This is a genomic window from Halobacillus amylolyticus, from assembly GCF_022921115.1.
GTDB classification, from domain to species: Bacteria; Bacillota; Bacilli; order Bacillales; family Halobacillaceae; genus Halobacillus_A; species Halobacillus_A amylolyticus.
This window is the reverse complement of the sequence record NZ_CP095075.1, coordinates 2,881,623-2,896,890: the sequence shown is the minus strand read 5'-3', so window position 1 is coordinate 2,896,890 and position 15,268 is coordinate 2,881,623. Positions and strand designations below refer to the sequence as shown.

General features: G+C 43.2%; 7 protein-coding genes. 2 read left to right on the top strand and 5 right to left on the bottom strand.

Annotated features, from left to right (window positions below; genetic code table 11):
- Nucleotides 1-9 precede the first annotated feature (9 nt).
- A complete protein-coding gene (locus tag MUO15_RS14920; protein ID WP_245030332.1) occupies nt 10-2,439 on the top strand; it encodes a molybdopterin-dependent oxidoreductase in 2,430 nt (809 codons plus the stop codon).
- 267 nt (nt 2,440-2,706) lie between these two features.
- On the opposite strand, the gene MUO15_RS14915 is transcribed toward MUO15_RS14920, so the two are convergent.
- From MUO15_RS14915 to gltB, 3 genes are all read right to left on the bottom strand, one after another.
- On the bottom strand, nt 2,707-4,758 hold the full coding sequence (locus MUO15_RS14915) for a catalase (protein WP_245030331.1): 2,052 nt from the start codon (nt 4,756-4,758) through the stop codon (nt 2,707-2,709).
- Between the two features lie 241 nt (nt 4,759-4,999).
- Nucleotides 5,000-6,487, bottom strand: a complete 1,488-nt coding sequence (locus MUO15_RS14910; protein ID WP_245030329.1) for a glutamate synthase subunit beta — start codon at nt 6,485-6,487, stop codon at nt 5,000-5,002.
- A gap of 24 nt (nt 6,488-6,511) precedes the next feature.
- A complete protein-coding gene (gene gltB / locus MUO15_RS14905; RefSeq protein ID WP_245030327.1) occupies nt 6,512-11,104 on the bottom strand; it encodes a glutamate synthase large subunit in 4,593 nt (1,530 codons plus the stop codon).
- Nucleotides 11,105-11,455: 351 nt separating this feature from the next.
- Between gltB and MUO15_RS14900 the strand changes: the two genes are divergently transcribed.
- Nucleotides 11,456-12,517: a DmpA family aminopeptidase gene (locus MUO15_RS14900; RefSeq protein WP_245030326.1), complete on the top strand. Its 1,062-nt coding sequence runs from the start codon at nt 11,456-11,458 to the stop codon at nt 12,515-12,517.
- A gap of 76 nt (nt 12,518-12,593) precedes the next feature.
- Here the strand turns inward: MUO15_RS14900 and purU are convergent, their stop codons facing one another.
- Complete coding sequence (purU, locus tag MUO15_RS14895) at nt 12,594-13,493, bottom strand: formyltetrahydrofolate deformylase (RefSeq protein WP_245030324.1); 900 nt, start codon at nt 13,491-13,493, stop codon at nt 12,594-12,596.
- A 505-nt stretch (nt 13,494-13,998) separates the two neighbouring features.
- Complete coding sequence (locus MUO15_RS14890; RefSeq protein ID WP_245030322.1) at nt 13,999-15,000, bottom strand: S8 family peptidase; 1,002 nt, start codon at nt 14,998-15,000, stop codon at nt 13,999-14,001.
- Nucleotides 15,001-15,268: the final 268 nt, after the last annotated feature.

Here is a 15,268-nt window from a genome sequence, read left to right as displayed (position 1 = left end):
GGAGTCCTTATGGAAAAATGGGGTCCAACAAAAAATGATCATCATATTAAAGACCAGCAGGAAGTCGATCAATGGGTTCATAGCACCTGCAATTTATGCTCCATTGGCTGTGGATGCGAAATTGCTGTGAAAGAAAATAAGCTGATTGGTGTGCGCGGCATGCAAGAGCATCAGACCAACTTAGGACGTCTTGACCCTAAAGCGAAGGATCAATGGATTGCTAATAACAGCCCTGATCGTCTGCTACACCCCCTAGTTCGAAACCACGAAGGCAAGCTCAAGGAAGCGACATGGGATCAGGCGATGAGTAAGATTGTCGATAAAGCGAAAGAAGTTATTCAAGAGAAGGGGCCGAATGGTGCGGCCATCTACAGTACAGGCCAGGGATTTCTTGAAGACTATTACACCATCGCTAAAATTGGCCGGGCTGGGATCGGGACACATCTATTGGATGCGAATACTAGATTGTGTACGGCAACCACAGAGTATTGTCTGATTCAATCTTTTGGTTCAGACGGCGTTCCTGCCTCGTTTGAGGACTTAGACCATACAGATACCGTGATGTTCTTTGGTCACAACCCCGCAGAAACAGGGTCTGTTTTATTTGAGAGAGTGATGACTCGCAAAAAGAAAACAGGTAAGCCTTACATGATTGTCGTAGACCCGCGTAGAACCTTAACAGCTGAAGCGGCCGATTTACACTTACCTTTAAAACCAGGATCTAATTTAGCTTTACTAAATGGTTTAATCTCCGAGATGATTGCTCGAAATTATGTAGATGCTCCTTTTGTTCAACAGCATACCGTTCACTTTGATGAAATGAAGGAGACAGCCAAAGAGTGGTCGTTAGAAGAAACAATGGAAAATACGGAGATTCCGATTGAAAAATTGGAGCAAGCTGTGGAGCAGCTTGGCCAAACATCGAGTCTTGTCAGCACAACACTTCAAGGTGCCTACCAAGCCGCCGATGCCACGGCTACCTGTGTAGCGATTAACAACCTACATCTTATGAGGGGATTGATTGGAAAACAAGGATCTGGCCCGTTGCATATGGCTGGACAGCCAAGCTCCTCAGCCAACCGTACAGTTGGTGGTGTTGGTACGTATCCAGGTAACCGCAACCCCATCAATCCTAGACATTTAAGAGAAATGGCTGAGTTATGGAATGTCGAAGAAGACAAGCTTGAAGTCGGTCCAGAAAAAGGAATCATCAAACAAATTGAAATGATGGAAAACGACCAAATCGGTTTTTTCTGGAACATTCATACCAATCCGCTCGTTTCCTTACCCAATCTTAAGCGAGCAAAGGAAGCCTTGAAGAAACCGTTCGTCGTTGTACAGGACCCTTTTTTAACAGAAACGGCCAAGATCGCCGACGTCGTCTTACCTCCTGCCATGTGGGGTGAAAAAGAAGGAACGATGGAAAATGCCGACCGAACCATTAACCTATTAAGAAAAGCTGTGGAACCGCCAAACGGTGTCAAATCTGACCTTGATATCTTACTGGATTTTGCTAAGAGAATGGGCTTTCAGGATAAAGATGATCAGCCATTAATTCAATATGAAACACCTGAAGAAGCCTTTGAAGAATGGAAAAAAGTTTCTAAAGGAAGACCAAGTGACATGACAGCCATGAGTTATCAAAAACTTGAAGAAAGTAGAGGCATGCAATGGCCTGCTAATGAAGAGAATCCTGAAGGAACGACGCGATTATATGAAGACTTTCAATTCAACACAGAACTCGATTATGCCCAAAGCTATGGAAAAGATATAATTACAGGAAGACCGCTTTCTCGAAATGAATATAAAGAAAAGAGTGAAGCAGGGAAAGCGATATTTTACTCTACCCCCTACTATGAACCATCTGAACAGCCGAGTCAGGACTACCCTTTCTGGTTTAACACAGGAAGAATCGTCTGGCATTGGCATACTCGGACGAAAACAGGGCGTTCCCCGTACTTGGACAATGCTGCAAAAGAAGCGTACGTAGAAATTCATGAAGAAGATGTTGATCAACTAGGAATTCTTCCAGGAGAAGAAGTAAATGTTACTTCACCTCGGGGATCGATTAAGGTGCCAGCTAGGGTTAGTAATTCAATAAGTAAGGGGACGGTATTTAGTCCTTTTCATTTCGGAAACTTTGAAAAAGAGCAAGCAGCCAACGAATTAACGATCGATGTTGTTGATCCTCTGTCCCATCAACCCCTTTATAAAAATTCAGTTTGCCAATTAGGAAAGGATCGGGGCAGACATCGAGTGAAGAACGGTGAGACATTGGCCGCCATCGCCCAGGACTATCATTTAACAACTAGTCAATTAATGCAAGCCAATCGGTTAATAGAGGACTCGATTGTAGAGGGAACTACTTTAGAAATACCTCTTAAGATTCACGAAGTAGAAGTGGAGGATTACTCGATACCATTTGATATTAAAACATAAAGAGCCTAATGCTTATTTCTAATAAGCATTAGGCTCTTTTATCTCGTATTAACTAACATTAAGACTCCCATTTCAAGATTTCATTATAAATAAGAAGTTTAAGTGGTGATCAACTGCCCGTTGATGTCCGATTTTAAGGAACACAGATTAAGGTCGCCACGTCCTGTGACAACGTCTGTGTGACCCATGTCGTGTAGACCTCAATAATCATCAGCAGGAGAGGAAGAAAGCTCCCACTGATGGGACTTTCATTTTATTGTAAATTCATTAAACGATTTGCCGATCCCAGAAACGGTGAGCACCAATTGCCTCACTAAAATTCCTCGCAAATTCACTTGAATCATCATCCCCAAGAATAACACCTGAACTTTTTTCAAGATCAGCTTTTTTCAACCACTTCTTCCCTTCATGTGTTGCTCCAATTGGTTTAAAGTGCTTGAAAGCTTCATCAACAAAGTACATTGCATCTTGATGGAATTTTTGACTCACATCATTGCCGCCAACAGCATAAACCGCATCAAACAGCACCGAGTCAGCCGTTAAAAAGGTGTGGTCAACATTGAACTCAGCGTTATCTGATCCCTTCACCGTCCCTAGCTTATTGCTAACGATTTCAGGAATGACACCTTCAACTTTCAATGCCGCTAACACAGAGGACACCTCAGAACCATCAAAACCTTCAGAAACAAGAACGGCTACTTTTCTAGTCGAAGGGGTTTTCTTCGTATTTTCCTGGCTTAAGGCAGGAGAAGTTTTTGTAACATCTGAACCTCCGCCCTCTGGAGGATTCACACCAATATTGTCTGCAATTGCCTTTGCCAAATCAAGGCTGACATTGGCAAACATATCAACGTTTTGTTGCTGGACAGATTTGCTCCCTACCTTACCAAGTTCAAAACTGAATCCGGAAATGATATGCTCCTTTTCAGTTTCACTCATACTGTTCCAAAACAGCGCAGCCTGTGAAAAGTGATCTTTAAAGCTCTCACTGCGGCTTCTCACCTTGCGCCCTTCCACTTTCTCCTGGTAATGGACATAGCCGCCTTCTTCTTCTGTTGAAGTCGCCGGTGTATTGTTAGCGAGAGAATTATTATGGTAGCTCACTGGCCCTTTATTGATCGTCATCCGATTATAGCCATCACGCTGGTTATTGTGATAAGGACACACGGGCCTATTAATCGGCAGCTCATGGAAATTCGGCCCGCCAAGGCGAATTAATTGTGTATCCGTATAAGAAAATAAACGCCCTTGCAAAAGTGGATCATTCGAAAAGTCTATACCTGGCACGACATTCCCCGGGTGGAAGGCCACTTGTTCTGTTTCTGCAAAAACATTATCGACATTGCGGTTTAACGTCATCTTGCCAATAATTTTGACAGGTACATCTTCTTCAGGCCAAAGCTTCGTTGCATCAAGAATGTCGAAGTCGAACTTGAATTCGTCTTCCTCTTTAATAATTTGGACACCAAGCTCAAACTCTGGATAATTGCCTGCCTCAATCGATCCGTATAAATCACCACGGTGGAAATCTGGATCTTTCCCGCCAATTTTTTGCGCTTCGTCCCAGACAAGGGAATGTGTTCCAAGTACTGGTTTCCAGTGGAACTTCACAAAATGCGCCTCCCCTTTGTCATTCACAAAGCGGAACGTATGCACACCGAATCCTTCCATCATTCTGAAACTTCTTGGCAGCGCTCGATCTGACATCGTCCACATCACCATATGGGCCGCCTCTTGGTTATTTGCGACGAAATCCCAAAATGTATCATGGGCAGTAGCTGCTTGCGGCATCCCGTTGTGAGGTTCTGGCTTAAACGAATGAACTAAGTCTGGAAACTTAATTGCATCCTGGATGAAAAATACCGGAATGTTGTTTCCGACTAAATCATAATTTCCTTCTTCTGTGTAAAACTTTGTAGCAAAACCGCGCGCATCACGGGCGGTTTCTGCAGAACCCTTTGAACCTGCAACTGTTGAAAACCGGACGAAAACTGGTGTTTTAACCGATGGATCCTGTAAAAATCCGGCTTTGGTATATTCCTTCATGGACTCATAGACTTGAAACTCACCATGTGCAGCAAACCCGCGTGCATGTACAGCTCTTTCAGGGATTCGCTCGTGGTCAAAATGTGTCATCTTTTCGCGAAAGTGGAAGTCCTCCATGAGGGTGGGACCACGTTCTCCTGCTTTCAAGGAAAATTCGTCCTCTGATACCTTGACACCTTGGTCAGTCGTCATTTTTTTGTCTCTATCATCTGTTCTGAACTGTTCCAGTTGTTTATCTTTTTTATTGTTTCTTCCCTTGTGGTCATCGCCCATACATCTAGTCCTCCTTCAGAATTAAAATGTAACTACTCTTTCCTAATACCCATAATAAAGCAAAATAAACACCTAATCTTAAGAAGATTCAATCTCGTTGTAACCACAAACAACCAAAAACTTCCACCTCAGGTCATCCATAAAATGGATGACCTGAGGTGGAAGTTTTTGGAGATACAGTCATTAAAAAACCCACTCTTCAAGTAGAGTGGGTCAAAAATAATTATGAATCAACAGCATCCTATGGCAAGACAGTTTCTCCCATTAAATAGCGATCACATTCACGGGCAGATTCTCTTCCTTCATTGATTGCCCAAACAATCAAACTTTGGCCGCGACGCATATCGCCGGCAGAGAAAATTCCTTCTTCACTTGTCATATATTCTCCATATTCCGCTTTAACATTTGTGCGATCATCTGTTTCAATTTCAAGTTTTTCGATGAGGTCCTGCTCAGGTCCGCCGAATCCGATCGCTAGTAGGACGAGATCAGCTTTCCAGACTTTTTCAGTACCAGGAATCTCTCTACGGGATCGATTCCCTTTCTCATCAAATACTAGTTCCACGTTAACCGTGTGAACTTCTTTAACACGACCGTTCTCATCACCGACAAATTTCTTTGTCATGACCGAATAGGCCCTTGGGTCGCGACCAAACACAGATCCCGCTTCCTTTTGTCCGTACTCGACACGGTGAACGATTGGATATTGAGGCCATGGATTTGTCAGGTCATCACGTTCATCCATTTTCTTATCGTAAATGTCGAATTGAGTAAGACTCTTACAATTATGGCGAACAGATGTTGAAATACAGTCTGTACCAGTATCTCCCCCGCCAATGACAATGACATCTTTCCCTTCGGCCGAAATATAATTTTCATCTTCAAGATTTGAATCTAGCAAACTCTTAGTATTGGCATGAAGGAAATCCATTGCATAATGAATGCCTTTGAGCCCTCTACCTTCTGCTTCTATATTACGTGGAATCGTTGCTCCTCCACAAAGAATGATCGAGTCAAACTCCTCGCGTAAACGAGAGGTCGGATAATTTCGACCAACTTCTGTATTGGTAACAAATTTAATTCCTTCCTGCTTTAAAAGACTCACACGTCGCTCGACAACGGAATAAGGGAGTTTCATTTCAGGAATACCGTACGTAAGCAATCCACCCACCCGGTCATTCCTCTCAAAAACAGTTACTGTATGTCCCGCTTTATTCAGTTGAGCAGCCGCCGCCAAACCAGCTGGTCCTGAACCAACAACAGCAACCTTTTTACCTGTTCGGCTTGAAGGCGGTTCTGGCACTACCCAGCCCTCATCAAACCCTTTTTCAATAATGGAGCGTTCTACTGTACGGATCGCAACTGGAGGTTCATTGATCCCAAGCACACAAGCCCCTTCACATGGTGCAGGGCACGCGAACCCAGTAAACTCAGGAAAGTTATTCATTTCATGTTCCTTTTGCAAAGCTTCTTTCCACTGACCTTTATACACAAGGTCATTCCACTCTGGGATTAAATGATAGACGGGACATCCTGTTGTTGAACCGTTGATCTCCATGCCTGTATGACACGTTGGGATGCCACAATCCATGCAACGTGCTCCCTGTTTTTGAACCTCTTCATCTGACATAGGAATGGTGTAATCTTTCCAATCCTTCGTCCGTTCAGCCGGATCTCGTTCGGTTTGAGACTGACGTTGATATTCCATAAATCCAGTAGATTTCCCCATCATATCCCCTCCTTATCTATATGTTTAAGCTTCTACAGGCTTCTTCTCTTGTTTGCTTTCTTCAAATGCTTGCATTTCAGCATCAAACTTGCTTAATCCTTCTGTCTTCAAAACTTTAATTCTATCTTGCACTTCTAGATATGCTTTTGGAATAACACGTTTAAACATCGGTAAAATATCATCCCAATCCTCAAGGATACGTTGTCCCTTTGGACTGTGCGTGTAAACCACATGCTTTCTCACTAGTTCATGTAATTCTTCGATTTCCTGCTGATCAGTTAACTGCTGCACGTGTACGAGTTCTTTATTACATTTTGTATCGAAGGCTGCTTCTGAATCATCAAGTACGTAAGCGACACCACCGGACATTCCGGCACCAAAGTTTCGACCTGTGCCCCCAAGTATAACAACCTTTCCACCTGTCATATATTCACAGCCATGATCGCCTACGCCTTCTACAACAACTTCAGCACCACTATTTCTTACACAAAAACGTTCCCCAGCAAGACCGTTGATATAGGCTTCGCCATCTGAAGCACCGTAGAGTGATACATTGCCGATAACCGTATTTTCTTCTGGAGGGAATGTAGACTTCCTTGAAGGATGGACGATGATCTTACCGCCAGATAAGCCTTTTCCAACATAGTCATTGGCATCTCCCACGAGTCTTAACGTCATTCCTCTAGGGATAAAAGCACCGAAGCTCTGTCCCGCGGACCCTTTAAACGTCAATTGAATGGTATCCTCTTTTAAGCCGGCAGCTCCGTATCGTCTAGTAATCTCACTACCAAGAATGGTTCCTGTTACACGATGAATGTTTCTGATCGATCCTGTACTTTTAACCGGCTCCTGGTTTTCCAGTGCATTTTTACATAGTGGGATGAGTTCTTCACGGTCGACTGTCTTATCTAAGCCGTGATCCTGTTCGTACATGGCATAATGGCCTACTCCTGGAGCAACTTCCGGTTGGTAAAGCAGAGCAGATAAATCTACACCTTTTGCCTTCCAATGATCAATCGCTTCATTTGCTTGCAGGACATCTGATCTTCCAATCATTTCATTAATTGTTCTAAACCCTAGTTCTGCCATGAGCTCACGTGCTTCCTGTGCAATAAAACGCATAAAGTTTGCGACATGCTCAGGGTCGCCGCCGAATTTCTTCCTAAGCTCAGGGTTTTGGGTAGCTACACCTACGGGACATGTGTCGAGGTGGCAAACGCGCATCATTACACAGCCAAGTACAACAAGAGGAGCCGTAGAGAACCCGTATTCCTCAGCGCCAAGAAGGGTTGCGACAACAATATCACGTCCTGTCATCATTTTCCCATCCGTTTCAACGACGATTCGATCACGCAAACGGTTCAGCATCAGGGTTTGGTGGGTTTCCGCTAAGCCAATTTCCCATGGCAATCCTGTATGTTTAAGACTCGTTCTAGGAGCCGCGCCTGTTCCGCCATCATAACCGCTAATTAGCACGAGATCCGCACGTCCTTTGGCTACACCAGCAGCTATCGTTCCTACTCCAACAGCCGACACTAGCTTCACACTTACACGTGCTCTAGGGTTAGCGTTTTTCAAGTTGTGAATCAGCTCGGCTAAATCCTCAATCGAATAAATATCATGGTGTGGCGGTGGTGAAATTAGTTCGACACCTGGTGTGGAACCACGCACTTCTGCAATCCATGGGTAAACCTTTTTCCCCGGAAGGTGCCCACCTTCACCTGGCTTCGCACCCTGGGCAATTTTAATTTGGATTTCATCTGCATTCACAAGATAATGACTGTTTACTCCAAAGCGTCCTGATGCCACTTGTTTAATCGAGCTTCGACGTGAGTCACCATTCTCGTCTGGAGTAAAACGATCAGGGTCTTCCCCGCCTTCCCCTGTGTTACTGCGGCCACCGACACGGTTCATCGCAATAGCAAGGGCCTCGTGAGCTTCCTGGCTGATTGATCCGTAAGACATTGCACCTGTTTTGAACCTTCTTGTAATTTCTTCTACAGACTCTACTTCTTCAAGAGGAATAGCTCTTCGCTTCTTAAAGGAGATAAGTCCACGCAGCGATTGCAAGTTGCTCGTTTCATCTGTGAGCAGTTTCGAGTAGTCTTTAAAAAGGTTGTAGTTATTCGTACGGCATGCATGTTGTAGAGTATGGATCGTTTTAGGGTTATACTGATGATCCTCTCCATTTGCTCGATATTGGAATTCATCGCCTGCATCAAGTGTTCTCCCGCTGACTCTTTGTTCACTAAATCCGCGTTCATGACGCATGCGTACCTCTTTTTCAATAATGTCTAAGCCAACTCCGCCCAGACGAGATGCCGTTCGAGTGAAATACTTGTCAATCACATCAGTGTGGATACCCACTGCCTCGAAGATTTGTGCTCCACGATAACTTTGGATCGTTGATATTCCCATTTTTGAAAGAACTTTTATAACTCCATCCGTAACAGAGTGAATATAACGGTCCACTGCTTCATCTAGCGAAGCAACAGCGATATCTCCCTTTTCAATGAGCGCACCTAACGATTCATACGCTAGATACGGATTGATTCCTTCTGCACCATAACCTAGAAGCGTAGCAAAATGGTGCACCTCACGCGGCTCGCCCGACTCAACGAGCAAACTGACCTTCGTTCTTGTTCCTTGACGAATTAAGTGATGGTGCAAACCTGATACAGCTAGCAACGCCGGCATTGCTGCGTGGTTCTCATCAACACCCCGATCAGATAGAATGAGTAAGGTCGTACCATTTTCAATCGCTTGATCAGCTTGTTTAAATAAAGCATCAAGTACATGCTCCATTTGATCAGATTGATTTGCAGTGTTAAACAGAATCGAAAGTGTTTCTGCTTCAAAGCCTTCAAGTTTTTGTTGACGCAGCTTTTCTAATTCCAGATTCGTTAAAATTGGCGTTTCCAATTTTATTTTTCTGCAGGACTCTGGCTGCGGGTTCACTAAGTTCCCTTCTGCGCCAATCGTTGTCTCAACCATTGTTATGATCTTTTCACGGATCGCATCAATCGGTGGGTTCGTCACTTGGGCAAAAAGCTGTTTAAAGTAGCTGTATAAAAGCTGAGGCTTTTTCGAAAGAACTGCGAGTGGAGAATCATATCCCATTGAACCAACAGGGTCTTTTCCATCTGAAACAAGTGGGATCAATATTTTATTTAATTCTTCAGTTGTATAACCAAAAGCCAATTGATGATCAATCAAATTTTCTACATGCGTACTTGGCTGATGCATAGGCACAGGCAAATCTTCCAGGTCCCACTTGTACTCATCTAACCATTCTCTATACGGCTTTTCCCCAGAAATTTCCAATTTGATGTCTTCATCCGGTATAATTTTTCCCTTTTCCAAATCAACAAGAAGCATTTTCCCTGGATGAAGTCTGTCTTTATATTCAATATCGTCAGCAAAAATATCTAACGCGCCCACTTCGGACCCTAGGACAATCATGCCATCCTTCGTCACATAATAACGGGCCGGGCGCAAACCATTCCGGTCTAAACAAGCCCCGATTTGTTTTCCATCCGTATAAGCGAGAGCAGCAGGACCGTCCCATGGCTCCATTAAGCAACTATGGTATTCATAGAAATCCTTTTTCTCCGGATGGATCGTATCATCATTTGACCACGGCTCAGGCACCATCATCATTGCCGTGTGGGCAAGTGATCGTCCAGATAAATAAAGGAATTCAAACGCATTATCGAACATTGAGGAATCACTGCCGTTCGCATCAATAACAGGCAGCAATTTTTGGAGGTCTTCTTCATTGAAGTATTCCGATTTGCAAAGTTCCTGTCGAGCCCGCATCCAGTTCACATTACCTCTTAACGTATTAAACTCACCATTATGAATCGTAAAACGGTTCGGGTGGGAACGTTTCCAGCTCGGGAACGTGTTCGTGCTGAAACGTGAATGCACTAAGGCAAGAGCCGTTTTGAAATCAGGGTGGTTCAAGTCAATATAAAAGGAATCTAGTTGCTCAGGTACGAGCATTCCTTTATAAACAATTGTGCTCGTTGACAAGCTGCATAAGTAAAAGTCATCAAAGCCTTCCATTTTTGCCATCGTCATCTCAGCACGCTTGCGAATAATATATAGTCTTCGCTCAAATTCCATCCTATCTTTAATGCCTTCACTAGGTGCAACGAATGCTTGACGAATAAACGGTTTTGTCTTTTTAGCATCATTACCGACAAAGGAATCGTTAACTGGTACAGTACGCCAGCCAAGGAAAGTTTGTCCCTCTTCCTTCACAATATCTTCAAAGATTTCCTTACACTTCATTCGGGTATCGTGATCGTGTGGGAGAAATAACATCCCTACGCCATATTCGCCTTCTGCAGGCAGCTCTATATCTTCCTTTTCACATTGTTTCTCAAAGAAGTAGTGAGGAATTTGCGTTAGTATTCCCGCTCCGTCCCCTGTACTCACATCAGCAGCCTGGCCTCCTCGGTGCTCCAGGTTACATAGGATTGTTATTGCATTTTCAACAATGCTATGTGATTTTGTCCCATCTATGTTTGCGATCATGCCAATTCCGCAGGCCTCATGTTCAAAGTCTGGATGATACAGCCCTTGCGGAATAGGATAGCCATTTTTTTGCATAACAGGTCCCCCTCATCTATTCATTGTAAAAAAGTTAAAATTCTGTCTTTTACAGTTTTTTATTATTATAGCATGAAAATAAACTGTATTCACTATGTAAGGGCGCTTTAAACGCTAGTTTCAGTATAATTATCTGAATACTATAACTAATATAATTCTAACAAAACTCCTGTCTTTATTGACCTTAAATATAGACGATTAAAAATGTAAGCGCAATCAAAACTATTCGGAAATTTTTTTAATTTTTTTTAATGAGAAACGAAATTTAATATATCTTTTAGTTAAAAAGGGTTGTTTCGACAATGTAACGAAATAGTGATATAAGAAGTAGATTAGGAGTGATTATTTACGATGAACGATCAAAAGAGAATACGGGATTATAATTTGAAAGTCGGCCAATTGCAAACCGGCAGCCTAAATTCAATTACCGATGTTGAAGGTGTTACAGTGGGACATGTCACGCTTAGTAACAAAGGGATGCAGACAGGAGTCACAGCCATTATCCCTCACCAGGGGAATCTATTTAAAGAGAAACTGATCGCCTCAAGTCATGTGATTAACGGCTTTGGTAAAACCATGGGGACGATTCAAATGGAGGAACTAGGTACAATCGAAACGCCAATTGTCTTAACGAATACATTGAACATCGGCACAGCTGCCCTAGCATTAACGGAATATATGATGGCACAAAATCCAGAGATCGGCAGAACAACTGGAACAATCAATCCAGTAATTGGTGAATGTAATGACATGTATCTTAACGATATTCGTGCCCAGTTTGTAGAAAAGCACCATGTCTTGGAAGCACTAGATTCAGCTGCCTCAAAATTCGAGGAAGGGGCTGCAGGCGCAGGAGCAGGAATGCTTTGCTACTCGCTAAAAGGGGGGATTGGAACCTCTTCGCGGAAAATTGAACTTGATCATGGGACCTATACGATAGGGATTTTAGTATTGGCTAATTTTGGTATGTTAAGCGACTTAACGATTAATGGAAGGGCTGTAGGAGTTGAGTTGCGCGAAGCTCTCCTTCGTATCCCAGAGGAAAAGGATAAAGGATCCGTTATGGTAATCGTTGCAACAGACTTGCCCGTCTCAGAAAGACAGCTTAATCGAATCATCAAACGTACCGTAACCGGATTGGCCCGTACAGGTTCAACGATTTCGAATGGAAGCGGTGATATTGTCATCGGGTTTTCAACAGCAACGAAAATCCCTCATGAAAAACCGAATCATTGTTTGTCCATTCCGACAATTCATGAGGAGGATATCGATCTCCCGTTTCGAGCAGTTGGTGAAGCCACAGAGGAGGCTGTACTGAATGCGTTAGTTACTGCACGACATACTGTAGGCAGGGACGGTAATATGCGGCCGGCCCTATCTGATTTGCTTGTAAAGCATGACACCCAACTATGACTTCCAAAACCGTTAGCAACCACTTAAGTAAAGAAAAGGAGAACAACCTAAAGCCTCTCCTTTTCTAACCCCTTCATCATAAAACAATCGTCTTGTTCTCATGGACAATTAAACGGTCCTCTATTGCCCACTTCACACCACGGGCCAGGACACTGCGCTCAACAGAACGCCCCTTTTTCTTTAAATCCTCTACTGTGTCACGGTGGTCGACACGAATAATATCTTGTTCAATGATCGGTCCTTCGTCCAAATCGTTTGTCACGTAATGTGCTGTTGCCCCTATTAGCTTGACTCCCCGTTCAAATGCACGTTTATGCGGATTTGCTCCAACAAAGGCCGGTAAGAAAGAATGATGGATGTTAATAATCTGAGCTTGATGGGCGCGGACAAATTCCGGTGTTAGAATTTGCATATAACGAGCCAGCACAATCAGGTCTATCTCGTAATCCTTTAATAGCTGCAATTGCTTTGCTTCCACCTCTTTACGAATATCTTTGTTTGCAGGTATATAATAGAAAGGAATATTAAAGGATTCAACAATCTCGCGGCATTCTTCATGATTACTGATTACGAGGACAACATCTGTCATAAGATCCCCACTCTGCCACTCTAGCAACAGCTCTCGTAAACAATGCAGTTCTTTTGATACAAAAATAGCGGTCTTTTTGACATCATAGAGAAAATTGATTTCCCATTCCATAGAAAATTTATAAGCGACCTCTAAAAATTGCTTCTCTAGCTTTTTTCTCTTTTCCTGCAAGTTCGGGCATTCAAACTCCATGCGGAGAAAAAAGATCCCATTCTCTGGATCAGTTGTGTATTGGTTGGACTCGATGATATTAGCATCGTGTTCACCTAAAAACAAGGATATGGCTGAAACGATGCCGGGTTGGTCTGGACATTTGACTAATAAACGTCCCTTATTCTCATTGCTTTCTTGAAATGTATCGATGTGGTCTTGAATATATGACTTCATATCGGACTCCTCTCTTCGTATAATACTTATTATAATGTTAACAGGAACACATATAAATAGACGATAGCTACTTTAATTATTCCTTTACTATAAGTTTAATCAACAAAAAAGCCAACCCTGCAAATTTTGCGGGCTGGCTTAAGATAAAATCTGTATTAGTGTGTGTTCAAAAAGTTGCCAAATTAGAAGCAAGAAGGTCGAGGCGGTGTAGCTTTGAGCACCAAGGAAATCTTCCCCGAATTGGCTTCGCACGAAGGAAAAGTGTCCTTCTTTTCCAAGGAACGGACTTGCACAGAACGTGCTGACTTCTACGTTGTGCACAGGACCGTGCACGGTTTTAGTAGAAGTTCCACTGCTGCCTTACCCCGAGGAATTTACTCCTTCGAATAGGCTCGTAGACACAGGGGCACATGCTCTTCAAAAGCAAGCCAACGAAGAGATTCGCCGCTTATCATTTGGTGACTTTTTGAACAACCTCTATTATTGTGCTGTTGTAACCACCTAGTTATCTAGTAGTAGAATAAGGCCGTACTAAACTTTCCTGCTTTCTATTAGGAGCAAGAAGTAGACCCTCTAACTTATCCTGAAGGGCTAACGACAAAAGCCCGTTCCCTTCTGCCACCTTAGAATGGCCGAGAGGGACTGTCCTTTTTACCAACTGTGCAAAGATTTCAGCTTCAGTCATCCGCCGTTGGAACTGTTCCTCCACTAAATTAATGATCAGGGCTATGGCTCCTGAAACATGCGGGGTAGCCATAGAGGTTCCAGATAGCCTTGCATACTTGCTCTCCAGATAAGTTGATAGAATGTTTACCCCAGGTGCGACAAGGTCAATCTCATTATTTGTATTGGTAAACTCAGCGAGATTGCACTCAAAATCTACCGCCCCTACTTGAATGACCTCATTATAGGCTCCAGGATAGGCGTACTCACCTGTCTCCTCACGACCATCCCCTTCATTTCCGGCTGCACAAACGACTGAGATTTCCTGGTTCACCGCTTCTTGAATAACCTTATGAAGTTCAGGTATATCTGTAGGGCCACCTAACGACATCGATATGACTCTTACCTTTTCACCATCAGGCCCAGTCCAGTTTGTAGCGTAATCAATGGCGTCAATAATCCACTGCATCTTTCCGCTGCCCTCTCCAGTCAAAACTTTTAACACAAGAAGACTTGCTTGAGGTGCTGCTCCAACTACTCCCTTTCCATCTTCTATCGCAGCAACAGTTCCTGATACGTGAGTTCCATGCCCATTATTATCACTAAAATTCGCTCCGTCCCCATCATAATCTGTAGTAAAGTTCTTTCCATCGATGATACGACCTTTAAGATCAGGGTGGTCTGCCTCGCAGCCCGTATCAATGATAGCTATGACATTTCCTTTGCCTCGCTCTGTACGTTCCCAAAGAGCGGGGGCTTCGATCATCTCAATTCCTTTAGGTACTTCTGAGGTGGTTTCTAGAACTTCTTCCGTTCGGTACGGAATCAATCTTACTTCACTCATGTTTTTCCCTCCTAGGATTGAATTGTTAACACTCTCTTTCAGGTAATACTAGTATGTTAGATTCCAAGGATGCGGTCTTATACGCAATTATATCACTTGATTAATGTCAGAATAATATGTCAATATACTCAAAATACTCTATCCCTTGGTAAAGCGCGTTTGTTTGAGGGAATTTACTGGTAAACAGCTGGAGGGTTTCTATATATAAGTGCCTATCGAAAATATGTAGTGCATGTTGTTCCCTAATCAACATTCCATGTATAACCCC

Coding starts and splice junctions, on each gene's coding strand:
- MUO15_RS14920 (WP_245030332.1), top strand. CDS start 10: ATGGAAAAATGGGGTCCAACAAAAAATGATCATCATATTAAAGACCAG.
- MUO15_RS14915 (WP_245030331.1), bottom strand. CDS start 4,758: ATGGGCGATGACCACAAGGGAAGAAACAATAAAAAAGATAAACAACTG.
- MUO15_RS14910 (WP_245030329.1), bottom strand. CDS start 6,487: ATGGGGAAATCTACTGGATTTATGGAATATCAACGTCAGTCTCAAACC.
- gltB (WP_245030327.1), bottom strand. CDS start 11,104: ATGCAAAAAAATGGCTATCCTATTCCGCAAGGGCTGTATCATCCAGAC.
- MUO15_RS14900 (WP_245030326.1), top strand. CDS start 11,456: ATGAACGATCAAAAGAGAATACGGGATTATAATTTGAAAGTCGGCCAA.
- purU (WP_245030324.1), bottom strand. CDS start 13,493: ATGAAGTCATATATTCAAGACCACATCGATACATTTCAAGAAAGCAAT.
- MUO15_RS14890 (WP_245030322.1), bottom strand. CDS start 15,000: ATGAGTGAAGTAAGATTGATTCCGTACCGAACGGAAGAAGTTCTAGAA.